This is a genomic window from Mesorhizobium sp. L103C105A0, from assembly GCF_000502215.1.
Lineage (GTDB): Bacteria > Pseudomonadota > Alphaproteobacteria > Rhizobiales > Rhizobiaceae > Mesorhizobium.
The window spans coordinates 84,301-106,045 of the sequence record NZ_AYXF01000006.1; the positions used below are offsets into that span (position 1 = coordinate 84,301).

Genomic DNA, 21,745 nt, shown 5'->3' on the forward strand with positions numbered 1-21,745 from the left:
ATGAACCGGCTGTTCGTCAATATCAAGGTCGATCGCGAGGAGCGGCCGGACATTACCAAATCTGTATAGCCGCCTTGTCATCCATGTGCGAGCAGGCGGGTCCTAATTCCGACGCCAAGCAGTTCTGGGCGGGCCAGCAAGCCCTACGCAGGCCGCATCGTTAACGCTTGTGCCTGGCCCCGAGCCGTGAAGCTGGATCCTTCGCCCCCGACAGGCAAGCTTCGTTCCGGCTGCGAATCAGAATCCCGACCCGCGTCACGCCGATATTGTCGCCCCGATCGGAACGCATGCGAATCGATCGAACATTGGCCAGTGGCATCCGGCCGCCAACCGGCAGACCGGAGCTATGCACCGGCTATCCTGCCCGTGGCGCCGGATCCGTAGGAACCGAGCCGCTGCTGCGACGCCGGTAGCTCAACCCGTGTTTCCGTCCAACGCCGAAGGAAGCGGCTTCACATCAATGGATAGCGGCTGCGGCCGGAACAGCAAATCCTTGGCTGCGACCACCGCTCCGACCGTGATCAGGATGCAAGCAACAGCCACCGACCAGTGAAACACACCAAAGCCTGCCAGCAGAAGCACGAGGACCGAGAAGAGGGGCGCGGCATAGGAGAGGGCGCCGAGGATCATGATGTCGCCGTGCTTGCAGCCATAGTCCCAGGCGTAAAAGCCCGCGCCTAGCGGTATTACGCCCAAGATGACGATGGCGCTCCACTGCGTCGCCGTCTGTGGCCAGACGGTGGTCTCAAGGGTGAGGTGCAGCACCAAGGCGACCGCAGCCGTGATGAAGCAGTAACCGACGACGACATCGGTCGGCACCTTGCCGAAGCGGCGCGATAAAACCGAATAGCCGGCCCAGATGAAAGCGCAGAACAGCGCGATGACATGCCCCTTCATCACACCATTGGCCAGTCCGATCGTGCCGCCCTTGGTGATCACCACAATGGCGCCGGCAAGGCCGAGCATGACGCCGGCAATGTGATGGGCCCTCAGCTTTTCTCCAGGCAGGAAGGCGGCAAAGACGACGATCAGCAACGGCCAGAGATAGGCGATCAGGCTGACCTCGACCGGCGGCGCCGACTGGATGGCGAAGAAATAGGCGCAGTGGTAGATGCACAGCCCCGCTGTGCCGAGCGCCCAGACCTGCCACGGCTGGCGCAGCGACTTGATCGCCGCCGGACGGACAAGCCAGCTCGACGCGCCGACCAACCCGCCAAGCAGAAACGTCATCGCCGCCAGCTGAAAGGGCGGAATCGGTCCCGCCGCCGTCGAAAGCAGCGCCAGGAAGGACCATGTCAGGATGGCCGAGAAGCCGATCAGGGTCGGGATTGTTTTCTCCATGCGGCTTCCGATCTTCGAGACGCGATTACTCGCATGACGACAGCTGTGGAAATTGCCGCCCAAGGCCACGCCCTGTCGGAAATGCGACCTGTTTGCCCCCGCAATGAAAAACCCCGTCCCAGTTCCCGGAACGGGGCTTCAATGCGAAACGATGGCCGACGAGAAGCTTACGTGTTCATCGAATCGAAGAAATCGGCGTTGGTCTTGGTCTGCTTCAGCTTGTCGATCAGGAACTCGATCGCATCCGTGGTTCCCATCGGCGCCAGGATGCGGCGCAGGACGAAGATCTTCTGCAGATCCTGCTTGGAGACCAGCAGGTCTTCCTTGCGGGTGCCGGACTTCAAAATGTCCATGGCCGGGTAGATGCGCTTGTCGGCGACCTTGCGGTCGAGCTGGATTTCGCAGTTGCCGGTGCCCTTGAACTCTTCGAAGATGACTTCGTCCATGCGGCTGCCGGTGTCGATCAGCGCGGTGGCGATGATGGTCAGCGAGCCGCCTTCCTCGATGTTGCGGGCCGCGCCGAAGAAGCGCTTCGGCCGCTGCAGCGCGTTGGCGTCGACACCGCCGGTCAGCACCTTGCCGGAGGACGGCACAACGGTGTTGTAGGCACGGCCGAGGCGGGTGATCGAATCGAGCAGAATAACGACGTCGCGGCCATGCTCGACCAGGCGCTTGGCCTTTTCGATGACCATTTCGGCGACCTGGACGTGGCGCACCGCCGGTTCGTCAAAGGTCGAGGACACGACCTCGCCCTTCACCGAACGCTGCATGTCGGTCACTTCTTCTGGCCGTTCGTCGATCAGAAGTACGATCAGATAGCATTCCGGATGATTGGCCGTGATCGAGTGGGCGATATTCTGCATCAGCACCGTTTTACCGGTACGCGGCTGCGCGTTGATGAGCGCGCGCTGTCCCTTGCCGATCGGCGCCACCAGGTCGATCACCCGCGACGAGATGTCCTTGCCGGTCGGATTGTCGATCTCCATCTTCAGCCGCTTGGTCGGATAGAGCGGCGTCAGATTGTCGAAATGGATCTTGTGACGGATCTTTTCGGGATCGTCGAAATTGATCGTGTTGACCTTGAGAAGGGCGAAATAGCGCTCGCCCTCTTTTGGGCTGCGGATCGGCCCTTCGACGGTATCGCCGGTCTTCAAGGAGAAGCGGCGGATCTGCGAGGGCGAGATGTAGATATCGTCGGGACCCGGGAGATAATTGGCGTTGGCTGAGCGCAGGAAGCCGAAACCGTCCTGCAACAACTCGACCACACCATCGCCGATGATCTCGACGTCCTGGGCGGCCAGTTTCTTCAGGATGGCAAACATCAGTTCCTGCTTGCGCATGACGCTGGCGTTTTCCACTTCGAGCGATTCGGCATAGGCGATCAGCTCTGGCGGCTTCTTGTTCTTGAACTCTGCGAGTTTCATTTCTTGCATAGACGGACTCTGAATCTGCTTTGGGGAAAATATATCGGCTGGATGCGATAAATGCCGGGCGCGGCCGAAAGCAATCAAGGGCGGCGCATGACGGGAAGGAAGACCCGTCTTTTATCGTCGGTCGGGGGAAAGAGCAAGCTGCGTTTTGTCGACCGAAATGGGCCTAGAACGGCTTGACGACAACCAGGATGACGATGGCGATCATCAGCAATGTGGGGATCTCGTTGACGATTCGCCAGTGCCGCGCCGGTTTTTCATTGCGGTCCTCGGCGAATTTCCTGACAGCACCGGCCAGATAGCCATGCACGCCCGACAGCAACAGCACCAAGCCTATCTTGGCGTGCAGCCAGCCGCCGTGAAAGCCAAACACTTTCCAGGCAAGCCAAAGCCCGAACACCCAGGTGACGATCATCGCCGGATTGATGATGCCGCGCAGCAGACGCCGCTCCATCACCTTGAAGGTCTCCGATTGGACGGACCCCTTCTCTGCGTCGGCGTGGTAGACCAGCAATCGCGGCAGATAGAGCATGCCGGCCATCCAGGAGATGACGGCCAGGATATGGATTGCCTTCGCCCAGGGATAGAAACCCTCAGGCGCAAAGAAAAACAAAAGTGCGGTGAGAACAACCAGCACTCCGATGCCGATGGTCATGCGCATCATCGCCCCACGAGTGCTGTTGCCGCCCGTATTATCCGATTGAGCCATCAGCGTGTCGCGCTCCGCACCTGCTTCACCATCGCCTCGACATGCGCCACCGGCGTCTCCGGCGTAATGCCATGGCCGAGATTGAAGATCAGCGGTCCGTCGCCCAGCGCCTTGAGGATCGCATCGACGCCGTCCGACAGGGCTTTGCCGCCAGCCACGAGCCGCAAGGGATCGAGATTGCCCTGGACCGCCCCTGAATGCTGCAGTTCGTTCGCAGCCGACAGGGGCACGGTCCAGTCGATCCCCAGCCCCGTCACCCCGGTCTTCTCACGATAGGTCTCGTAGCGGGCGCCGGCGCCCTTGGGAAAGCCTATGATCGGAACATCGCGATGAACCGCACGAACTTGCCTGACGATCTCCGCCACCGGTTGCACGCAGAACTGCTCGAAAGACGCATCATCAAGCACGCCGGACCAGGAATCGAAAATCTGCACCACGTCGGCACCGGCTTCGATCTGGCGGATCAAATAGGCCGCGGAGTGATCGGCGAGCACTTTCAGGAGATGCTTGAAGGCCGTCGGTTCGCGATAGGCAAACAGCCGCGCCGGCGCTTGGTCGGGTGTGCCGTGGCCAGCGATCATGTAGGTCGCCACCGTCCACGGCGCGCCGCAGAAGCCGATCAGCGTGGTCTCGTCAGGCAATCTTGCCCGCAGCCGGCGAACCGTTTCGTAGACCGGTTCGAGATTCACGTGAAACGTTTCACTGTTGAGAGCCGAAATCTCAGCTGCAGTGATTGGCGTCAGCAGCGGCCCGCGGCCCTCCTCGAAGCGGACATCGCGTCCCAGCGCATGCGGCACGACCAGAATGTCAGAGAACAGGATCGAGGCATCGAAGCCGAAGCGCTCGATCGGCTGCAGCGTCACTTCGACAGCCAGATCAGGATTGTAGCAAAGATCGAGAAAGGACCCGGCGCGCTTTCTGGTCTCGCGGTACTCCGGCAAATAGCGCCCGGCCTGGCGCATCATCCAGAGCGGCGGCGGAAACACTGCCTCGCCTCTCAGCACGTCCAGCACGATGCGGTTCTCGGGCATTGAGCGCTCTCTTCCCTGCCTTCTCTATAATTGAATAGTCTATTTCTAGAATCTTCTGATTCTAAGAGTCTGTTGGTATCGGTGGTTGTCACCTGTCCCGCTTTGCCTTGGAAAAGGCCAGCCAGCATTTTGTCGCGTGTTTCTTCCGCGGGATTGGCAATGAGTGTGGATGACCAGGATTCCATCACTGGAGTCAATGGTTTGGCGTAGCCGCTGAAAAACCGCCTCTGTGGATGAAGCGCTGGCAAAAACGCCCGTCCCCAGATTTGTCCCCAACCGCACAGTGAAGCTGACAGCGCATCGAATTGTGGACAACTGGCCTTCTGATACAGTCGCCTCCAGCCGGTCGCCTTTGCGGCCCCGGTTTATCCACACAAGCCCACAGCCTGAGGCGCCCCCTGTGAACAAACCCCAGAGCTTCTTTCACCTGCACCTGATTTCCGACGCCACCGGCGAGACGCTGCTGGCGGCCGGCCGAGCCGCCTCGGCGCAATACAAGGATGCGCGCGCCATCGAGCATATCTATCCGCTCATCCGCACCGAAAAGCAGGTGGCGAAAGTCTTCGAGGACATAGAAGAGGAACCGGGCATCATCCTCTACACCGTCGTCGACCAGAAGCTGGCGCGCGGTATTGACGAGCGCTGCGCCGCCATGGGGCTGCCCTGCGTTTCGGTGCTGGAGCCGGTCCTCACCGTGTTCCAGTCCTATCTCGGCACGCCGGCCGGCCGCCGCGTCGGCGCCCAGCATGTGCTCGATGCCGATTATTTCCACCGTATCGACGCACTCAATTTTACGATGGAGCATGATGACGGCCAGCTGCCGCTCAACATGGACGACGCCGATGTCGTGCTGATCGGCATTTCCAGGACATCGAAGACGCCGACCAGCATCTATCTCGCCAACCGCGGCATCAAGACCGCCAACATCCCGATCGTGCTCGGCGTGCCGGTGCCCGAAAGCCTGGTCGCTGCCACCAAGCCGCTGATCGTCGGGCTGATCGCCACCGCCGAACGCATCTCGCATGTCCGGCAGAACCGCGTGCTCGGCAACAGCAGCACCTACGAAGCGACCGATTATGTCGACCGTGCCTCGATCGCCGAAGAGCTCGCCTATGCCCGCCAGATCTGCACCCGCCACAATTGGCCGATGATAGACGTCAGCCGCCGTTCGATCGAAGAGACCGCGGCAGCCATTGTTGCCCTGCGGGGGAAGAATAGATGATGGGATGGCAACGCGACCTCCTGCCCCAATCAACCACTATCGACCAGGCCCAGAACCCATGACCGAAAAAATCACCCTCGCCTCCGGCAGCCCGTTCCGCAAAGCAATGCTCATCAATGCCGGGCTCGGCATCGAAGCGGTGCCTGCCGATGTCGACGAGCGTGCGCTCGAGGCGCCGTTGCAGGACAGCGGTGTGTCGCCGGAAGATGTCGCCCTGATACTCGCCGAAGCCAAGGCGACCGAGGTCAGCGAACGCAGATCGGGCGCCCTGGTGCTCGGCTGCGACCAGACTTTGTCACTGGGAGATGAAGTGTTCCACAAGCCGGCCGACATGGAAGGCGCCCGCCGCCATCTGTTGGCGCTGTCAGGCAAGACGCATCAGCTGAACAGCGCCGCCGTGCTCTGCCGCAACGGCAAGGTGCTGTGGCGCCATGTCGGCATCGCCAGCCTTACCATGCGCAAGCTCGATCCGGCCTTCGTCGGCCGGCACCTGGCCCGCGTCGGCGCCAAGGCGTTGTCGAGCGTCGGCGCCTACCAGATCGAGGGCGAAGGCATCCAGCTGTTCGAAAAGATCGAAGGCGATTATTTCACCATTGTCGGCCTGCCGCTGTTACCGGTGCTGGCGGAATTGCGTGCGCTCGGAGCCATCGATGGTTGAGAAAAAAGCTTTCGTCACCGGCCATCCGATCGCGCATTCGCGCTCGCCGAAGATCCACGGCTATTGGCTGAACACATACGGCATCGACGGCAGCTATTATGCGATCGATGTCGCGCCGGCCGATTTTCCCGAGTTCCTCTCGTCGCTCGAGGCCAATGGCTATCAGGGCGGCAACGTCACCATTCCACACAAGGAAGTCGCCTTCGCCCGGGTCGAGCGCCGCGACGAAGCGGCGGAGATGATCGGCGCGGTCAACATGCTGTGGCTGGACGACGGCGTGCTGTGGGGCGGCAATTCGGACTGGATCGGCTTTGCCGGCAATCTCGACGAGCATGCCCCGGGCTGGGAGAGAAACGCTCCGGCCGTGGTGCTCGGCGCCGGCGGCGCGTCGCGCGCGGTCATCCACGCGCTTAAAGTGCGCGGCATCAACGATATCCGCATCGTAAACCGCACACTGGCGCGGGCGCAGGAACTCGCCGACCGCTTCGGGGCCGGCGTCTCGGCGCATGGCGCGGTCGGCGACTTGCTTGGCGATGCCGGCTTGCTGATCAACACGACGGCACTTGGCATGCATGGCAATGCGACGCTGGCCGCCGATCCGGCCGGCCTGCCAGCTCACGCCATTGTCGCAGACATCGTCTATGTGCCGCTGGAAACACCGCTGCTTGCCGCTGCCCGCGCGAGAAATTTGAAGACGGTCGACGGGCTCGGCATGCTGTTGCACCAGGCTGTGCCCGGTTTCGAACGCTGGTTCGGCAAGATGCCGCAGGTCACGCCTGAGTTGCGACAGATGATCGTCGCCGACATCCTCGCCAAATGATGGGTCGCAAATGATGGGCGCCAAATGATGACCGTGCTCGGCCTCACCGGATCGATCGGCATGGGCAAGTCGACGACGGCGAAAATGTTCGTCGACGCCGGCGTGCCGGTGCATGACTCCGACGAGACCGTGCATCGCCTCTATGCCGGCAAGGCAGCACCTCTCGTCGAGGCGGCCTTTCCCGGCACCGTGATTGCCGGTTCGGTCGACCGCACCGAGTTGGCGCGCCGCGTGCTCGGCAACGCTGCTGCGCTGAAGACATTGGAGGCGATCGTCCATCCGCTGGTGCGGGCCGATGCCGATGCCTTTCTGGCAAGGCACCGCGCCGCCGGCGCGCCGCTCGTCGTGCTCGACATTCCGCTGCTGTTCGAAACCGGCGGCCGCAACCGTGTCGACAAGGTCGTCGTCGTCACCGCGCCGGCCGATATCCAGCGCGCCCGCGTGCTGGCGCGTCCTGACATGAGTGAGGAAAAGCTGGCGGCAATCCTGGCCAAGCAGGTGCCCGACGCCGAAAAGCGCCGGCAGGCCGATTTCGTCATCGACACCGGTGAAGGCATGGACGCCGCCCGCACCGCGGTCGGCGCGATCATTGCCGAGCTCTCAGGACGCTGAGCTCGCCTGCTAACTCCTGGGGGATAAGTCGCGCCCATCAGGCCCCTGACGGCAGGCTGTCGGCATTACCCATTGCCATTTTGTTCCGCTCCATGATTCTACTCCTCCAGGAGTAGGTTGATTCTATGCGTGAGATCATTTTCGATACCGAAACCACCGGACTCGACATGCGCGACGACCGCATCATCGAGCTTGGCGGCGTCGAGCTGGTCAACCGCTTCCCGACCGGCCGCACCTTCCACAAATTCATCAATCCGCAGGGGCGCGCCGTCCATGTCGAGGCGCAAGCCGTGCACGGCATCAGCGCCGCCGACCTCGTCGGCAAGCCGACCTTTGCCGAAATCGCCGAGGAATGGCTCGCCTTCACCGACGGCGCCAAGCTCGTCGCCCACAACGCCAGTTTCGACATCGGCTTCCTCAACACGGAATTCGGGCGGCTCGGCCAGCCGGCCATAGACACCGGGCGCGTCGTCGACACGCTGGCGCTGGCGCGGCGCAAGCACCCTATGGGACCCAATTCGCTCGACGCGCTCTGCCGCCGCTACGGCATCGACAACGGCCACCGCACCAAGCACGGCGCGCTGCTCGATTCCGAGCTCCTGGCCGAAGTCTACATCGAACTCATCGGCGGCAAGCAGGCCGCACTTGTCCTCGACGCCGTCGTGGTGCAGCTCAACAGCAATGGCGACGTTGCCGATATCGACATCTCGATCGCCGCCAGGCCAATTGCCCTGCCGCCGCGCCTGACTGAGGGCGAGCGAGCGGCGCATGCGGGGCTGGTGGCGACGCTGGGTGAAAAGGCGCTGTGGCTGAAGGTGGCGGCGGGGTGAACGGATCGCGGAGGTAGCGTTCCGTCACACCCCTCTCTGGCCTGCCGGCCATCTCCCCCTCAAGGGGGGAGATCAGCAGCTTCGCCGCTCCAGCCCATTCCTGCAACGTCTAAAGTTGGCGAAGGTCGCGATGAGGGGGAGATGCCTGGCAAGGCAGAGGGGGTGCTGTCCCGCCAGCATCTCAGTATACAAAAAGCCCGGCACGAAGCCGGGCTTTCAACTCATGCGCGTGACGCTTGCCTTCAGCTCACCTTGACCTTCGATGCCGCCTGGTCCTCGGCCAGCTTCTGCTGGAACATCTGGGCAAAATCGATCGGGTCGAGCATCAACGGCGGGAAGCCGCCATTGCGGGTGGCTTCGGCGATGATCTGGCGGGCGAACGGGAACAAAAGCCGCGGGCATTCGATGAACAGGATCGGCAGCATGTGCTCCTGCGGGAAGCCGGCGATGGCGAAGACGCCGCCATAGACCAGTTCGACATTGAACAGCACTTCCTGGTCGAAGGACGCCTTGGCGTTCAAGGTCAGATTGACGTCGAACTGCTTGTCGGAGAGCGGGTTGGCATTGACATTGACGTTGATCGCAATGCCTGGGGCCTTGTCGCGGCCGCGCAGCGAGTTCGGCGCGCCGGGGCTTTCGAAGGACAGGTCCTTCACATACTGGGCAAGCACGTTGAGCGAGGGCTGCGCCGTTTCGCCGTTGCCGTTGGCGGCGCCGACCGGCGCGTCATCTTTGCTGGCCATGAGCCTTGTTCCTTTTGCCTGGACAGCAGCGCTGACCGAATTGAAATCGGGCGTTGGCTAGCATGGTCGGCAAGACAAGACAAGGTTTGCCGCCTTCAGGCCGAAAGGGGTCAATAGTCAGTCGTTGGCAAGGTGACGTTCAGTCGTCCTTCAGGCGGCGCCACGGCGAGTTATGGTCGGGACCGCGCTTGAAATCGTCCTCGCGCGAATAGTCGCGGTCGTCGAGGTCGATGACCTTGTCACGCGACCTGCCGCGAAAACCGCCGGCGGTGAAATCGGTCGCGACGACGATGCGGCCCTTGAGCCTGCGCCAGGCAAGGTCGCGCACCGGCGGCAGGAACAGCAGCAGGCCGACAATATCGGTGATGAAGCCGGGGATGATCAACAGGATCGCGGCGACCACGATCATGGCGCCATGCGCGAGCTGGCGGCTGGGGTCGCCGCCGCCGGCCATCTCGGCGCGGACCCGCGCCATGACGCCAAAACCCTGGTGCCGGAGCAGAAGCACGCCGGCAATGCTTGAAGCCAGCACCAGACCGACCGTCGCCAGCGCCCCGACCTCGCGGCCGACAATGACGAAACCGGCGATTTCCAGCAGCGGCAGCGCAAGCAGGAACAGAGGAAGGAAGGAAATGCGCAAGTCTTGACCGATCGTTTCCATGTTTGCCGGGCGGCGCATAATCGCCGCTGGCACTGAGGCCGTTAGATAGGTATGCCTGCCTTTGATTTGAATGATTGCGCCATGCGTTCTATATGCTTTGCATGTTTAACGCCATGCGACCGCCGCCCGATTGGCTGGCGGTCCCGGCCAGGTCAGGGATTGATTGGCGAAAGATATGGGATTCTTCGACTTCGGCACCATTTTCTTTCTGATTGCGGCGGTGGTGATCTTTTTCCAGCTGCGCAACGTGCTTGGCCGCCGCACGGGCAGCGAGCGCCCGCCCTTCGATCCGTACACGGCCAGCCGCACCGAGAAGGACGCGACCCAGAAGCCCGAAAATGTGGTTTCGCTGCCACGCAAGCGCATGCCGGGCGAGACGGCTGCCGAGACCTATGCGGCCATCGATGCCTTCGCCAAGCCCGACACCGACCTCAACAAGGGCCTGCGCGCGATCAAGGACAATGATCCCTCCTTCGACCCCAAAGTCTTCGTCGACGGCGCCAAGATGGCTTATGAGATGATCGTCATGGCCTATGCCGATGGCGACCGAAAAACGCTGAAGAACCTGTTGTCGCGCGAGGTTTTTGACGGCTTCGTTGCCGCGATTGGCGACCGCGAGGCGAAAGCCGAAAAGATCCAGTCCTCCTTCGTCGGCATCGACAAGGCCGACATCGTCTCGGCCGAGATGAAGGGCGGCGAGGCCCACATCACGCTGCGCATCGTGAGCGAACTGATTTCGGCGACCCGCGACAAGGCGGGTGCCGTCATCGACGGCGATCCCGAGACGGTGGCCGAGGTCAAGGATGTCTGGACCTTCGCCCGCGACACACGCTCGCGCGATCCGAACTGGAAGCTGGTCGCCACCGAGGAAGAAGACTGAGCCTATGCATGTCGCCCGGTGCGGGCAGCTTTTTTGGGATAGCGACATGCAGGCAAACATCGGCAGTGGCGAGGCTGAGGTGTCGCTCTCGCCGCTTTTCGTGGAAAAGTCCTTCGATGATCTTCCCGGTTGGAATTTCGATGACCATCTGCCCGCTTTCGAAGCCTTCCGCCGTTCGGCCTTTCATGTCCTGAACAAGCCCTACCGCACCGGTTCGTTGGGCGTCCGGTTCGACGCGTTTGCCGGCGCTTATGACGAGGCGCGCACCGTTTCGCCGGCGAATCGGTCGGCGGCCAAGGGTTTTTTCGAGCGCCATTTCGCCCCAGTCCAGATTCGATTCGAAAACCCCGGCCTGGTCACCGGCTTCTACGAGCCGGAGGTCGAGGCCTCACCAGTGCGCACGGATGAATTCACGGTGCCGCTGCTGGAGCGGCCTTCCGATCTCGTCGACATCGATGATGCCAACCGTCCTCGAGGGATGGACGACTATCTCGCCTTCGCCCGCGATACGCCGCAGGGCCTGGTGGAGTATTTCGACCGCAGTGAGATCGAGAGAGGCGCGCTGGCCGGCCAAGGCCTGGAAATCGCCTGGCTTGCCGACAAGGTCGACGTCTTCTTCATCCATGTGCAAGGTGCGGCCAGGCTGAAGATGACCGACGGCCGGCTTTGCCGCGTCACCTACGCCGCCAAATCCGGCCAACGTTTCAGCGGTCCGGGGAAGATTCTCGCCGAACTCGGCGAAATCCCACTGGAAAAAGTGACGATGCAGTCTATCCGCGCCTGGTTCAGGGCGCATCCGGATCGCGTCGACGAGATCCTCTGGCAGAACCGCTCCTATATCTTCTTTCGCGAAGCCGATGTCGACGATGCCGCACTCGGTCCTATCGCCGCCGCCAAGGTGCCGTTGACGCCGGGCCGTTCGCTCGCGGTCGACCGGCTGCTGCACACATTCGGTACCCCCTTCTACATCGACGCTCCGTCGCTGACCGCCTTCGACGGAAAACCGTTCCGGCGGCTGATGATTGCGCAGGACACCGGCTCGGCCATCACCGGACCGGCGCGGGGCGATCTGTTCGCCGGCTCCGGCGATGCGGCCGGCGAGATCGCCGGCGTCGTTCGCAATGCGGCCGATTTCTATGCCTTGGTTCCACGCGCTCTCGTTTCGGAATCGAATCGATGAGCAAGCGCCCCGATAAACTCAACGAAGACGACCGGGTGCTGTGGAACCTGGTGGCGCGCACCGCCCGACCGCTGAAGGGCCGGACCGCGGTCGAGATTCCCGACATCGTCGTCGACCCCAAGCCGGCACAGACGCCGGTCGCTGTCGGTCCGGTCCTCGCCGCCAAGCCGAAGGCGCAGCATGTATCGCACGCGCTGGACGAGCCGACATTGGACAAGCTGAAGAAGGGCCGGCTGCCGATCGAAGGCCGCGTCGATCTGCATGGCATGACCCAGGACGAGGCCTATTCGCTGCTGTTTTCGTTCCTGCACCGGGCCCATGCCGGCGGCATCCGCTATGTCCTCGTCATTACGGGAAAAGGGTCGTCGTCGGGCGGCGACGGCGTCTTGCGGCGCGCCGTGCCTGCCTGGCTGTCGACGCCTGCCTTCCGGCCGCTGGTCTCCAGCCACGATCACGCCGCCCGCAACCACGGCGGTTCGGGCGCGCTCTACGTTCGACTCAGGCGAACCCGCTGATGACGCCCTTCGGCGAAAAACTGCGGGCGCTTCGAGCCGAGCGCGGCTTGCGCCAGAAGGACATGGCGCAGGCGATCGGAGTCAGCGCCGCCTATTTGTCGGCGCTGGAACATGGCCGCCGTGGCGCGCCGACCTGGACGCTGATCCAGAAGATCATCGGCTATTTCAACGTCATCTGGGACGATGCCGAAGAGCTGGCGCGTCTGGCCGAGGCCTCACATCCGCGGGTGAGACTCGATACGTCCGGCCTCAGTCCTGCCGCCACCGAGTTGGCCAATCTCCTGGCCGAAAACATCGAGAAGCTGGACGAAGCCGAGCTTGCCCGCATCACCGCGTCGATCCGGGCCGCACTGGAGCGGCGAGAGTAATCCGGTAAGCGATGCCAAGGCGCAAGGTTTGCTTGCGCTGTTCCTGAAAGCGATGCCCGCCGGCCGATAGCCAGCGGGCATATGTCACGATTACTTCGCGCCGGCCTGGCCGCCACGGCCGCCAGTGCTGTCATGATCGCCGCCGCGGCCACCGCCCAGGCAGTCCGAGTTGAGCTCGCAACAGCGATTGCCCCAGTTGTTGGTCTTGGCGCAACCGGTCTGATCGGCCATGGCGGATCCGGCCAAGGAAGACACCGCAACAACGGCGAGGAAGGCATTACGAAGGAAAGCAGTCATTTGAAGTCTCCATGTTTGGGTGGTTGGGTTCTGGTTACGGCTGTGTGTCGCCGCTGGAGACGGTTTGGTTCACGCAGGTAGCGAAATTTTTTGAGGAGGCGTTTCGAGAGATAAGATTTCGAGGGCAGCGCTGCCCTCATCCGCCTGCCGGCACCTTCTCCCCGTAGTGACGGGGGAAGGGAGATAGCCGCTGCGCCGGCACCTATTCCGCAGCGTTGATGAGGGGCGGCGCTGACTCATCCTGAAGATGGCGCGCGGGCCGATATCCCGCTCGTTCGAAAGCGTCGTGTCCTTACTGAACCGCGCCGACCAGTACCTGCTGGCCGCCGCGGATCGAGACCCAGCGGCCGGTGTTGTCGATGGCCTGCCGCTTGAGGAAGCGATAGCCGGTGGCGTCCCAGATCTTCACCTTGTCGGTCAGATTGTCGAGGACGTAGTCGCCCTTGTCGGTGCGCACGGTCAGCACGGCATGGCCTTCGCCGTCCGGCTTGCGCACGACGGTGATCAAGAGATCGGCCAGCGACACGCCAGAGCGCGAGAGCTGGCGGCGCTTTTCCAGCACATAGTCTTCGCAATCGCCGACGCCCTTGTCGGGATAGGCCCAGACCTCGTCCTTGCCATAGATGTCGTAGTCGCTCATCGGCTTGACGGCGGCGTTGACCCTTGACGTCACGTTGATCAGCTTGCGCATGAAGGCGTCGGTCATCGCGGCGGGGTTGAGGTTGCTCGGCCGGATCGAGCATTCGCCGGGCTGGGTTTTACAGAAATCATAGTGGCCGATCGGCTGCGAGGTCATGCCGCCCGTCGCCATGGCGCCGCCTGCAAGTGCCGGCACTGCCCAGCACGCAGAGATCGCCAGCCCTGCTGCCGCCCACAAGCGCAGCGTCCGTGCCATCGGTGAGGAAGTCATTGTCCCCGTTCGCCCTTGTTCTTAACGAAAGGTTAAAGGGGATTTACACTCCGTGTCAATTATAAGGGGAGCCAGATTCTTCGGCATGGTTACCCGCGCCCGCCCAACAGCGTCTATTGTGCAACAGAACGCCTGTGGCGCGCAAAATCGCCCCGCTTTTGTGGGCAATGCACGCTGCAGCCGGATCGAGCCTCAGCCTTTGGCGGAGCGGACCAGCCTTGGTTTCACCGCAACCCGGTTCTGGCGGCCGTAGCTGGTGATGAAATCGACGATGCGCGGCACGATTTCCGAGCGGAATCGCGACCCGTTGAAGACGCCGTAGTGGCCGACGGCCGGCTGCATGTAATGCGCATGCCGGTCAGCCGGGATGTTGGGGCAGAGATCGTGGGCGGCCTGGGTCTGGCCGAGACCGGAAATGTCGTCGTTCTCGCCTTCGACCGTGAACAGCGCGACATTGCGGATCGCCTTGGTGTCGACCACCTCGCCGCGATGCGTCATCTCGCCCTTGGGCAGCGCATGGCGCACGAACACCGTGTCGACGGTCTGCAGATAGAATTCCGCCGTCAGGTCCATCACCGCCAGATATTCGTCGTAGAAATCGCGGTGCTTCTCGGCATTGTCGCCGTCATGCTTGACCAGATGCATGAAGAAGTCCTTGTGGGCGGTGATGTGGCGGTCGAGGTTCATGCTCATGAAGCCCGACAGCTGCAGGAAGCCCGGATAGACTTCGCGGCCGAAGCCCGGCACCGGCCAGGGCGCGTGCATGATGACGTTGTCGCGGAACCAGTCGATGCCCTTTTCCTTGGCCAGCAGATTGACCGCGGTCGGATTGCGGCGGGTGTCGATCGGCCCGCCCATCAAGGTCATGGTCGAGGGCACGAAGGGATCGCCGCGCTTTTCCATCAGCGCCACCGCCGCCAGCACCGGCACCGAAGGCTGGCACACCGCCATCACATGGGTGTCCGGCCCCAGCGCATGCAGCATGTCGATGATGTAGTCGATATAATCGTCGAGGTCGAAATGGCCGTCGGTCACCGGCACCATGCGGGCATCGACCCAGTCGGTGATGTGCACGTCGGCATAGGGCAGCATCGCCTCGACCGTGCCGCGCAGCAGCGTCGCATAATGGCCCGACATCGGCGCCACAATGAGAAGCTTGGGGTCGGCCTTGCGACCGGCGGGCACCGACCGCTCGAAGCGGGTGAGATTGCAGAACGGCCGCGACCACACGGTCTTTTCGCTGACCTCGACGCTTTTCCAGTCGACCACGGTCTTGCTCAGGCCGAAATGCGGCTTGCTGTAGCGGCGCGTCGTGCGCTCGAACAGTTCGGCCGTGGCGGCGACCGAGCGGCCCCACGGCGTATGCGAAAACGGATTGAGCGGGTTGGTGTAGAACAGCCGCACTGCATCGGCATAAAGCCGCGCGGGCTGCAGGGCGGCATGGTTCATTTCGTAGAGCTGGTAGAACATCAGGTACTCCGCAGCTGCCGTGACCGAAGGGACGACGGACAGCGCCGAGCCTTGAATGTCTCGCGCGGAGGTTAACAAGATATTGCTGCGATGCAATACGTCACGTGGCGTGACATATGCCAATCTTTCGTCCAAGGCCTTGAAAAACCGCGTTGGGCGGCTGGAGCCGGCTCAATGTGCACTGCAAAATGCAAGGCTGTTGGACGACGGGGCAGGATGTGTCCGGCCCGATCGGGCCGGACTTGGACAGATCTAGACGCGCGCCATGCACACCGAGGTATGGCCGGAGCCGATGAAGCCGAGTTGGCCGGCGGCGCCCTTGGACAGATCGAGCACGCGCCCTTTGATGAACGGGCCGCGGTCGTTGATGCGCACGATGACGCTGCGGCCATTATTCTGGTTGGTCACTTTCAACTTGGTGCCGAAAGGCAGGCTGCGGTGCGCGGCGGTCAGCGCCGACGGGTTCATGCGTTCGCCATTGGCGGTCCTGGAATGCAGTGCGTACCAGGAGGCGCGGCCGCACTGGCCAGCGGCGGAGGAGGCGGATGCACCGACCATCAGGCCAGCCGCGATCGTTACCGCGACAAGCGCGGTCTGGTTTGTTTTCTTCATGTTGGGGGGATTGGCTCCGTTTTCGACAGACCCCAGCCGTTAAGTGTCGAATAAGGCAGGAAATGCGGCAAGCATCGGGCAGTTCCGTGGCACCGGCACACGTTTGGAGTCGCTGGGAAACAGTTTGTCAGGCATCTTTCGTGTGGCGCGGCCGTATCGCCGGCGATATTGCGAGCTGTTTCACAGATTCCGTGAGCAAGGCAGGACGTTATAGTACAAGTAGAAGAGAGCGCGATTGGGCGCCGTCCTTTCGCTCTGTCATCACGGTCATGGCGCAGTTGACGATCGACTTCGGAAAGGAATCTTGGCGATGAGACTGTTCAGATATCTGCTGGCGCTGATCGTACTGGCCATCGGCGCGCTGTGGTCGCTGCAAGGCATTGGCGTGGTCGGCGGCAGCTTCATGACCGGCCAGTCGCAATGGCTCTATATCGGCATCGTGACCATGCTGGTCGGTTTCGCCGGGCTGGTATGGGCGAGCCGTTCGCGGGGGTGAGTTGCGACGAAAAATCGACCCACACAGATCGACCCCCACTCCGTCGAGCTTCGCTCGACACCTCTCCCCCGATCGACGGGGGAGAGGAAAGACGGAGTGGGGGAAGGCGCTGGTCAAACCCGCAGTTTCGCAAACAGGCACAACCCGGCGAGCAAGAAAACCCCACCCATACTGCCGGTCCATTCTGTCACCTATCTATCCGGCTCGGATAGAATGCCCTGCCCGCGACAGCACTACCCGAACAGCTGATCCAGAATCCTGCCCTCCAGCCTGGCAAGCTCGACGGAACCACGCCGGCGCGGCCGCGCCACCGACACGTCGAGATCGAGCGCGATGCGGCCCTCGTCGATCACCACCACCCGGTCGGCGAGCGCAACCGCCTCGGCGACGTCATGCGTGACCAGCACGGCGGTGAATTTTTGCTCCAGCCAGATACGTTCCAGAAGCTGCTGCATTTCGATGCGGGTCAGCGCATCGAGTGCGCCGAGCGGCTCGTCGAGCGCCAGGATCCGAGGCTGTCCGATCAGTGCACGCGCCAGCGCCACGCGCTGCTTCTGGCCGCCCGACAGCACCGAGGGCCATTCGTCGGCGCGGTCGGCGAGGCCGACTTCACCCAGGATGGCGAGCGCGCGCCGCCTGGCTTCCGCACCGGTGGCAAGCCCGGTCAGTCCGACCTCAACGTTTTTCACCACGCTGGCCCAAGGCAGCAGCCGCGGCTCCTGGAACATGAAGCGGCTCTCTTCGCCGGCGCCGGCCTTGGCTTGCGGCCCGAATGTCAGCGATCCTGCCGTCGGCCGGTCGAGCCCGGCCAGCAGCCGCAACAGCGTACTCTTGCCGCAGCCGCTCTTGCCGATGACGGCCACAAACTGTCCGACGGGCACATCGAGATCGATGCCGTCGAGCACGACCTTGTCGCCAAAGCGCTTTTCCACGCCCTTGAAGGCAAAGGCGCGCTGCCTTTCGACGGCCTCCTCCGGCCGTGACGGTTCCGGCGCGGCGACGAAGGAACGGATGGCGGTCAGGCTGGCGGTTGGCATCGAACCCTCAGGCGTTCTGGAAGGCGGGATGCCAGCCGAGCGACAGCCGCTCGAGCAGGCGGGCGAAGCTGTCGGCAAGCTTGCCGAGCAGCGCATAGATCAGGATCGACAGCACGACCACATCGATCAGCAGGAATTCGCGTGCCTGCATGGCCATGTAGCCGAGGCCGGAACTGGCCGAGATGGTTTCGGCAACGATCAGCGTCAGCCACATAATGCCCAGCGCATAGCGCAGGCCGACGAAGATCGCCGGCAGCGCGCCGGGCAGGATCACCTGAAAAAACAACGCGCGGCGGTCCATGCCGTAGACCCGGCCCATCTCGACCAGCTGCGGGTCGACGCTCTGGATGCCGAGCAGCGTGTTGACGTAGATCGGGAAGAACACGCCGAGCGCCACCAGGAACAGTTTTGCTTCCTCGTCGATGCCGAACCACAGGATGACCAGCGGGATCAGCGCCAGATGCGGGATGTTGCGGATCATCTGCAGCGTCGTGTCGGTCAGGCCGCGGCTGAGCGCCGACAGCCCGTTGGCAAGGCCGAGTGCAAAGCCGATCGAGCCGCCGATGGCAAAGCCGGCCAGCGCGCGCAGCGTGCTGACGCCGATGTTCTGTATCAGCTCGCCCGACAGCGTCAGCCGCCAGAAGGCCTCGGCCACCGCGCTCGGCGCCGGCAGCACATTGGCCGGCATCACGCCGGCGCGGCTGGCGGCTTCCCAGCCAATTATGACCAGCGCCGGCAGCAGCCAGCCGATGCCGTTCTGTTTGACCCGTTGAGCCAGGCTCATGACGACGCCTGAAGGCGGTTGGCCCCGTGGAAGCCGACGGCGAATTCATTGGCGATGTTCTCATGCGCCCGTGCCCGCCTGGTGCCCAGGCCGAGACGCGGGAACAGAAGCTCGGCGACGCGGTAGGCTTCCTCGAGATGCGGGTAGCCGGAGCCGATGATGGTGTCGATGCCGATCGCCTGATACTCGCGGATGCGCTCGACGATCTGCTCGGGCGAGCCGACCAAAGCTGTGCCGGCGCCGCCGCGCACCAGGCCGACGCCGGCCCACAGATTGGGCGAAACCACCAGCCTGTCGCGGCGGCCGCCATGCAGTTCGGCCATGCGCCGCTGTCCCACAGAGTCCATCTCCCTGGTGAAGCGGGCCTGGGCATTTTCGATCTGGGCATCGGTGACGTGGCTGATCAGCCGGTCGGCGGCGCGCCAGGCCTCTTCCTCGGTCTCGCGCACGATGAAATGCAGCCTGATGCCGAAACGCAGTTTGCGGCCGCGCCGTTCAGCCTTTTTGCGCGCCGCGCTGAGTTTTTCCGCCACCTGCGCCGGCGGCTCGCCCCAGGTCAGGTACATATCGACGAGATCGGCGGCGAGCTCCTGGCCGGCATCGGACGAGCCGCCGAAATAGAGCGGCGGCCGCTCCTGTTGCGGCAAAAGGTCGAGGCGGCCATTGTCGACGCGGTAATATTTGCCGTTGAAGTTGACGCTCTCGCCCGACACCAGCGCGCGCCAGATGGTCAGGAACTCTTGCGCCTGCGCATAGCGCTCGTCATGCGGCAGGAACACGCCATCGCCGGCAAGCTCGGTCGGGTTGCCGCCGACCACGACATTGAGCAGCAGGCGGCCATTGCTCAGCCGGTCGAGCGCCGCGGTCTGGCGCGCCGCGAAGGTCGGCAGCGTCACGCCGGGCCGCAGCGCCACCAGGAATTTGAGCTTTTCGGTCAGCGCCGCTAGTCCGGAAGCGGTGATCCAGGAATCCTCGCAATTCTGCCCGGTCGGCAGCAGCACGCCGGGAAAGCCGAGCCGGTCGACGGCTTGCGCGATCTCCTTGAAATAGGCGAATTCAGGCGGGCGCTGCTGCTGCTCGGAGCCGAGATAGGAGCCGTCGCCATGCGTCGGAATGAACCAGAAGAAATCGAGCGGCCCGGCTTGCGGATTGGCTGGAGCGGTCATGGCGAAATCCCAAGGTTGAAGGCAGAAACGGCAAAGGCGCCGGACGTTTCCGCCCGGCGCCGCATGAGAAAAATCAATTGCCCGGTGCGGTCCACACGGCGTCGGAGATGCGCACCGCATTCGGGATCAGTTTGAGCTTGTAGAAGCGATCGGCGGTCGCCTGCTGGCCGGCGATGATCTCGTCGGTGATCGGGAAGATGCCGAATTTGGTGCGATTGGCGGCGATGGTCTGCGCGTCGAGCGGCACGCCGGTCACCTCATGCAGGGCGGCGGCGACCTTGTCGCGATTCTGGTCCGCCCATTTCGCCGCCACGCCGAGCGCCGCTATCGTCGTGGTGATCGTCTCCGGATGCGCCTTGGCAAAATCCTTGTTGGCGAGGAAATAGGTGTTCACCTTCAGCACCTCGCTGGAGCGCGCCAGCACGCGCGGCTGGTAGCGCGTCTCGGCGATGGCGTAGAACGGGTCCCAGACCGCCCAGGCATCGATCTGGTCGCTGGCGAAAGCCGCCGCGGCATCGGCCGGGCTGAGATAGACCGGGGTGATCTGGTCGAAGGGGATGTTTGCTTTTTCGAGCGCCGCGACCAGCAGATTGTGCGCGCTGGTGCCTTTGCCGACGCCGATGCGCTTTCCCTTGAGGCCGGCGAGCGACTGGATCGGCGATGCCGGCTTGACGAAGATCGCTTCGCCGTCGCCATTGGCCGGCAGTGCCGCCGCATAGACGATGTTGGCGCCGGCCGACTGGCCGAAGATTGGCGGTGCGTCGCCGGTCCAGCCGACATCGATGGCGCCGACATTGAGCGCCTCGACCAACGGCGGGCCGGCGGTGAATTCGACCCATTTCACCGCGACACCCTTGTCGCTCAGCGCCTTCTCGATCACCTGCTGCTGCCGGGCGATGACCGGCAGGCCGGTCTTCTGATAGCCGATGTTGAGCTGCTTCAACTCTTGCGCCGAGGCACTGAGCGAGGCAGCAATGCCCGCCGCCAAAAGGCCAAGGCCGAAAACGCGTCTGGTCAGGCTGAACATGATCCCTCTTCCTTCGCTGCGAACCGGCGCCGGGAAGGGCTCCCTGCCGTGGATGAGAGACAAGGCTAGGTAGGTCTATAAATTTAGTAGAGAAACGATTTTGCGAGTTGGCTGCTTGACGTGGAAATATTTTCTTCAGAACCCAGCACTCGTCATCCTAGGGCGAAGCAAGGAGCGAAGCGACGCGGCGCAGACCCTAGGGATCCATGCCGTGACGTTTGCCGTAGAGTGGAACGGATCAGAATGTCGCTTGTGCGCGAACCGAGGCTCGATACCCTGAAACCATGACCGGCGACGTCTACATGACTGCAAGCCAAAAACGCGGCACGATCTACATCGGCGTCACCAACGATCTCTCCCGCCGCATGCCTGAACACAAATCCGGCCAGGGCGCAGGCTTCACCAGCCGCTATGGTGTTCAACGGCTGGTCTGGTATGAGGAATTCTTCGACATCACCGATGCCATTCAACGCGAGAAGTCGCTGAAGCGATGGCCGAGACAGTGGAAGATCGAACTGATAGAGAAGGCCAATCCGGAGTGGTTTGAGCTGTTTCGCGGAACCGGGTGGTAGGCGCCCGGTTTGTTGCTCCCCTGGAGCGTAGCATCAGCGTCTCGGCATGGATCCTAGGGTCTGCGCCGCGTCGCTTCGCTCCTTGCTTCGCCCTAGGATGACGAAATCGCGAAGGCTGGCGCTAATCTCCATCACCTCACTGCGACCAATACTGCCAGGCCCAGTAAAATCCCTCGTCGCGCGGCGGCAGGCGGTCGCGTTCGGCGTCGAGTTGCACGGGGGTCGGCGATTTCGGCTGCGGCTGCGACGACGAGTTCTCCCGCCAGGCGAGCAGCCAGTTGCCGAGATGGGCGAACAGCACCGCGGTGGACTGGGTCATGACATCACTCCTTCTGTTCCGGGGTCGGCGGTCGCCGTGCTGCGAAGGGAAGCAG

27 protein-coding genes are annotated in these 21,745 nt (G+C 63.0%); 12 read left to right on the forward strand and 15 right to left on the reverse strand.

Features of this window, described 5'->3' with window-relative positions; genetic code table 11:
• Positions 1 to 69 (forward strand): DUF255 domain-containing protein, encoded by a 69-nt coding sequence (locus X727_RS1000000169075; RefSeq protein WP_084026271.1) that lies wholly within the window; start codon positions 1 to 3, stop codon positions 67 to 69.
• Between the two features lie 345 nt (positions 70 to 414).
• Here the strand turns inward: X727_RS1000000169075 and X727_RS147035 are convergent, their stop codons facing one another.
• From X727_RS147035 to hemE, 4 genes are all read right to left on the reverse strand, one after another.
• On the reverse strand, positions 415 to 1,341 hold the full coding sequence (locus X727_RS147035) for an EamA family transporter (protein WP_023834537.1): 927 nt from the start codon (positions 1,339 to 1,341) through the stop codon (positions 415 to 417).
• Between the two features lie 167 nt (positions 1,342 to 1,508).
• Positions 1,509 to 2,774 (reverse strand): transcription termination factor Rho, encoded by a 1,266-nt coding sequence (gene rho, locus X727_RS147030; protein ID WP_023672113.1) that lies wholly within the window; start codon positions 2,772 to 2,774, stop codon positions 1,509 to 1,511.
• A 163-nt stretch (positions 2,775 to 2,937) separates the two neighbouring features.
• The gene (hemJ, locus tag X727_RS147025) at positions 2,938 to 3,480 is read right to left on the reverse strand and encodes a protoporphyrinogen oxidase HemJ (RefSeq protein ID WP_023715711.1); all 543 of its coding nucleotides are present in this window, start codon (positions 3,478 to 3,480) and stop codon (positions 2,938 to 2,940) included.
• Entirely contained in the window at positions 3,480 to 4,511 is a 1,032-nt protein-coding gene (hemE, locus tag X727_RS147020) for a uroporphyrinogen decarboxylase (RefSeq protein WP_023726726.1), read from the reverse strand. The genes hemJ and hemE overlap by 1 nt, the downstream gene beginning before the upstream one ends.
• A 400-nt stretch (positions 4,512 to 4,911) precedes the next feature.
• On the opposite strand from hemE, the gene X727_RS147015 reads away from it, so the two are divergent.
• The 5 genes from X727_RS147015 (at position 4,912) to dnaQ (ending at position 8,653) form a co-directional block, all read left to right on the forward strand.
• Entirely contained in the window at positions 4,912 to 5,733 is an 822-nt protein-coding gene (locus X727_RS147015; protein WP_023726727.1) for a pyruvate, water dikinase regulatory protein, read from the forward strand.
• A gap of 58 nt (positions 5,734 to 5,791) precedes the next feature.
• Positions 5,792 to 6,391, forward strand: a complete 600-nt coding sequence (locus X727_RS147010) for a Maf-like protein (protein ID WP_023834538.1) — start codon at positions 5,792 to 5,794, stop codon at positions 6,389 to 6,391.
• A complete protein-coding gene (locus X727_RS147005; RefSeq protein ID WP_023834539.1) occupies positions 6,384 to 7,211 on the forward strand; it encodes a shikimate dehydrogenase in 828 nt (275 codons plus the stop codon). The genes X727_RS147010 and X727_RS147005 overlap by 8 nt, the downstream gene beginning before the upstream one ends.
• A 27-nt stretch (positions 7,212 to 7,238) precedes the next feature.
• Positions 7,239 to 7,823: a dephospho-CoA kinase gene (gene coaE, locus X727_RS147000; protein ID WP_023698098.1), complete on the forward strand. Its 585-nt coding sequence runs from the start codon at positions 7,239 to 7,241 to the stop codon at positions 7,821 to 7,823.
• Between the two features lie 125 nt (positions 7,824 to 7,948).
• Positions 7,949 to 8,653, forward strand: coding sequence for a DNA polymerase III subunit epsilon (dnaQ, locus tag X727_RS146995; protein WP_023698097.1), 705 nt, complete (start codon positions 7,949 to 7,951; stop codon positions 8,651 to 8,653).
• A gap of 242 nt (positions 8,654 to 8,895) precedes the next feature.
• Here the strand turns inward: dnaQ and secB are convergent, their stop codons facing one another.
• Together secB and X727_RS146985 are read right to left on the reverse strand one after the other, a co-directional pair.
• A complete protein-coding gene (secB, locus tag X727_RS146990) occupies positions 8,896 to 9,396 on the reverse strand; it encodes a protein-export chaperone SecB (RefSeq protein WP_023672105.1) in 501 nt (166 codons plus the stop codon).
• A 139-nt stretch (positions 9,397 to 9,535) separates the two neighbouring features.
• Complete coding sequence (locus tag X727_RS146985; protein WP_023687591.1) at positions 9,536 to 10,036, reverse strand: FxsA family protein; 501 nt, start codon at positions 10,034 to 10,036, stop codon at positions 9,536 to 9,538.
• Positions 10,037 to 10,232: 196 nt separating this feature from the next.
• On the opposite strand from X727_RS146985, the gene X727_RS146980 reads away from it, so the two are divergent.
• The 4 genes from X727_RS146980 (at position 10,233) to X727_RS146965 (ending at position 13,000) form a co-directional block, all read left to right on the forward strand.
• On the forward strand, positions 10,233 to 10,937 hold the full coding sequence (locus X727_RS146980) for a Tim44/TimA family putative adaptor protein (protein ID WP_023672103.1): 705 nt from the start codon (positions 10,233 to 10,235) through the stop codon (positions 10,935 to 10,937).
• Between the two features lie 79 nt (positions 10,938 to 11,016).
• Positions 11,017 to 12,117 carry a murein transglycosylase A gene (locus tag X727_RS146975; RefSeq protein WP_023834540.1) on the forward strand — a complete coding sequence of 367 codons (1,101 nt, stop codon included), beginning with the start codon at positions 11,017 to 11,019 and terminating at the stop codon, positions 12,115 to 12,117.
• Entirely contained in the window at positions 12,114 to 12,632 is a 519-nt protein-coding gene (locus tag X727_RS146970) for a Smr/MutS family protein (protein ID WP_023672101.1), read from the forward strand. Before X727_RS146975 ends, X727_RS146970 begins: the two co-directional genes overlap by 4 nt.
• Positions 12,632 to 13,000, forward strand: coding sequence for a helix-turn-helix transcriptional regulator (locus X727_RS146965; protein WP_023687588.1), 369 nt, complete (start codon positions 12,632 to 12,634; stop codon positions 12,998 to 13,000). The genes X727_RS146970 and X727_RS146965 overlap by 1 nt, the downstream gene beginning before the upstream one ends.
• A gap of 90 nt (positions 13,001 to 13,090) precedes the next feature.
• Here X727_RS146965 and X727_RS146960 read toward each other — a convergent pair whose 3' ends face one another.
• The 4 genes from X727_RS146960 to X727_RS146945 all read right to left on the reverse strand — a co-directional run bounded on the left by X727_RS146960 (position 13,091) and on the right by X727_RS146945 (position 16,289).
• A complete protein-coding gene (locus X727_RS146960; protein ID WP_023710325.1) occupies positions 13,091 to 13,297 on the reverse strand; it encodes a hypothetical protein in 207 nt (68 codons plus the stop codon).
• 292 nt (positions 13,298 to 13,589) lie between these two features.
• A complete protein-coding gene (locus X727_RS146955; RefSeq protein ID WP_023672098.1) occupies positions 13,590 to 14,207 on the reverse strand; it encodes a transglutaminase-like cysteine peptidase in 618 nt (205 codons plus the stop codon).
• Between the two features lie 192 nt (positions 14,208 to 14,399).
• Positions 14,400 to 15,677 carry a polyhydroxyalkanoate depolymerase gene (locus tag X727_RS146950; protein WP_023834541.1) on the reverse strand — a complete coding sequence of 426 codons (1,278 nt, stop codon included), beginning with the start codon at positions 15,675 to 15,677 and terminating at the stop codon, positions 14,400 to 14,402.
• Positions 15,678 to 15,929: 252 nt separating this feature from the next.
• On the reverse strand, positions 15,930 to 16,289 hold the full coding sequence (locus X727_RS146945; protein WP_023672096.1) for a septal ring lytic transglycosylase RlpA family protein: 360 nt from the start codon (positions 16,287 to 16,289) through the stop codon (positions 15,930 to 15,932).
• A gap of 310 nt (positions 16,290 to 16,599) precedes the next feature.
• Here X727_RS146945 and X727_RS1000000168575 point away from each other — a divergent pair, with 310 nt between their 5' ends.
• On the forward strand, positions 16,600 to 16,785 hold the full coding sequence (locus tag X727_RS1000000168575) for a hypothetical protein (RefSeq protein ID WP_023710328.1): 186 nt from the start codon (positions 16,600 to 16,602) through the stop codon (positions 16,783 to 16,785).
• Between the two features lie 233 nt (positions 16,786 to 17,018).
• Here X727_RS1000000168575 and X727_RS146935 read toward each other — a convergent pair whose 3' ends face one another.
• The 4 genes from X727_RS146935 to X727_RS146920 all read right to left on the reverse strand — a co-directional run bounded on the left by X727_RS146935 (position 17,019) and on the right by X727_RS146920 (position 20,799).
• Complete coding sequence (locus X727_RS146935; RefSeq protein ID WP_023834542.1) at positions 17,019 to 17,822, reverse strand: ATP-binding cassette domain-containing protein; 804 nt, start codon at positions 17,820 to 17,822, stop codon at positions 17,019 to 17,021.
• Positions 17,823 to 17,829: 7 nt separating this feature from the next.
• Positions 17,830 to 18,606, reverse strand: a complete 777-nt coding sequence (locus X727_RS146930) for an ABC transporter permease subunit (protein WP_023834543.1) — start codon at positions 18,604 to 18,606, stop codon at positions 17,830 to 17,832.
• Positions 18,603 to 19,772, reverse strand: a complete 1,170-nt coding sequence (gene ssuD, locus X727_RS146925) for an FMNH2-dependent alkanesulfonate monooxygenase (RefSeq protein ID WP_023834544.1) — start codon at positions 19,770 to 19,772, stop codon at positions 18,603 to 18,605. Before ssuD ends, X727_RS146930 begins: the two co-directional genes overlap by 4 nt.
• Before the next feature lie 73 nt (positions 19,773 to 19,845).
• Positions 19,846 to 20,799, reverse strand: coding sequence for a sulfonate ABC transporter substrate-binding protein (locus X727_RS146920; RefSeq protein WP_023706947.1), 954 nt, complete (start codon positions 20,797 to 20,799; stop codon positions 19,846 to 19,848).
• 284 nt (positions 20,800 to 21,083) lie between these two features.
• Here X727_RS146920 and X727_RS146915 point away from each other — a divergent pair, with 284 nt between their 5' ends.
• Positions 21,084 to 21,371, forward strand: a complete 288-nt coding sequence (locus X727_RS146915; protein ID WP_023672090.1) for a GIY-YIG nuclease family protein — start codon at positions 21,084 to 21,086, stop codon at positions 21,369 to 21,371.
• Between the two features lie 136 nt (positions 21,372 to 21,507).
• Here the strand turns inward: X727_RS146915 and X727_RS146910 are convergent, their stop codons facing one another.
• Entirely contained in the window at positions 21,508 to 21,690 is a 183-nt protein-coding gene (locus X727_RS146910; protein WP_023834545.1) for a hypothetical protein, read from the reverse strand.
• Between the last annotated feature and the right edge of the window lie 55 nt (positions 21,691 to 21,745).

Coding starts and splice junctions, on each gene's coding strand:
- secB (WP_023672105.1), bottom strand. CDS start 9,396: ATGGCCAGCAAAGATGACGCGCCGGTCGGCGCCGCCAACGGCAACGGC.
- X727_RS146910 (WP_023834545.1), bottom strand. CDS start 21,690: ATGACCCAGTCCACCGCGGTGCTGTTCGCCCATCTCGGCAACTGGCTG.
- X727_RS146945 (WP_023672096.1), bottom strand. CDS start 16,289: ATGAAGAAAACAAACCAGACCGCGCTTGTCGCGGTAACGATCGCGGCT.
- X727_RS146980 (WP_023672103.1), top strand. CDS start 10,233: ATGGGATTCTTCGACTTCGGCACCATTTTCTTTCTGATTGCGGCGGTG.
- X727_RS1000000168575 (WP_023710328.1), top strand. CDS start 16,600: ATGAGACTGTTCAGATATCTGCTGGCGCTGATCGTACTGGCCATCGGC.
- hemJ (WP_023715711.1), bottom strand. CDS start 3,480: ATGGCTCAATCGGATAATACGGGCGGCAACAGCACTCGTGGGGCGATG.
- X727_RS146935 (WP_023834542.1), bottom strand. CDS start 17,822: ATGCCAACCGCCAGCCTGACCGCCATCCGTTCCTTCGTCGCCGCGCCG.
- X727_RS146970 (WP_023672101.1), top strand. CDS start 12,114: ATGAGCAAGCGCCCCGATAAACTCAACGAAGACGACCGGGTGCTGTGG.
- X727_RS147035 (WP_023834537.1), bottom strand. CDS start 1,341: ATGGAGAAAACAATCCCGACCCTGATCGGCTTCTCGGCCATCCTGACA.
- X727_RS146920 (WP_023706947.1), bottom strand. CDS start 20,799: ATGTTCAGCCTGACCAGACGCGTTTTCGGCCTTGGCCTTTTGGCGGCG.
- X727_RS146965 (WP_023687588.1), top strand. CDS start 12,632: ATGACGCCCTTCGGCGAAAAACTGCGGGCGCTTCGAGCCGAGCGCGGC.
- coaE (WP_023698098.1), top strand. CDS start 7,239: ATGACCGTGCTCGGCCTCACCGGATCGATCGGCATGGGCAAGTCGACG.
- rho (WP_023672113.1), bottom strand. CDS start 2,774: ATGCAAGAAATGAAACTCGCAGAGTTCAAGAACAAGAAGCCGCCAGAG.
- hemE (WP_023726726.1), bottom strand. CDS start 4,511: ATGCCCGAGAACCGCATCGTGCTGGACGTGCTGAGAGGCGAGGCAGTG.
- X727_RS146930 (WP_023834543.1), bottom strand. CDS start 18,606: ATGAGCCTGGCTCAACGGGTCAAACAGAACGGCATCGGCTGGCTGCTG.
- dnaQ (WP_023698097.1), top strand. CDS start 7,949: ATGCGTGAGATCATTTTCGATACCGAAACCACCGGACTCGACATGCGC.
- X727_RS146950 (WP_023834541.1), bottom strand. CDS start 15,677: ATGTTCTACCAGCTCTACGAAATGAACCATGCCGCCCTGCAGCCCGCG.
- X727_RS146955 (WP_023672098.1), bottom strand. CDS start 14,207: ATGACTTCCTCACCGATGGCACGGACGCTGCGCTTGTGGGCGGCAGCA.
- X727_RS146960 (WP_023710325.1), bottom strand. CDS start 13,297: ATGACTGCTTTCCTTCGTAATGCCTTCCTCGCCGTTGTTGCGGTGTCT.
- X727_RS147005 (WP_023834539.1), top strand. CDS start 6,384: ATGGTTGAGAAAAAAGCTTTCGTCACCGGCCATCCGATCGCGCATTCG.
- X727_RS147010 (WP_023834538.1), top strand. CDS start 5,792: ATGACCGAAAAAATCACCCTCGCCTCCGGCAGCCCGTTCCGCAAAGCA.
- ssuD (WP_023834544.1), bottom strand. CDS start 19,772: ATGACCGCTCCAGCCAATCCGCAAGCCGGGCCGCTCGATTTCTTCTGG.
- X727_RS146915 (WP_023672090.1), top strand. CDS start 21,084: ATGACCGGCGACGTCTACATGACTGCAAGCCAAAAACGCGGCACGATC.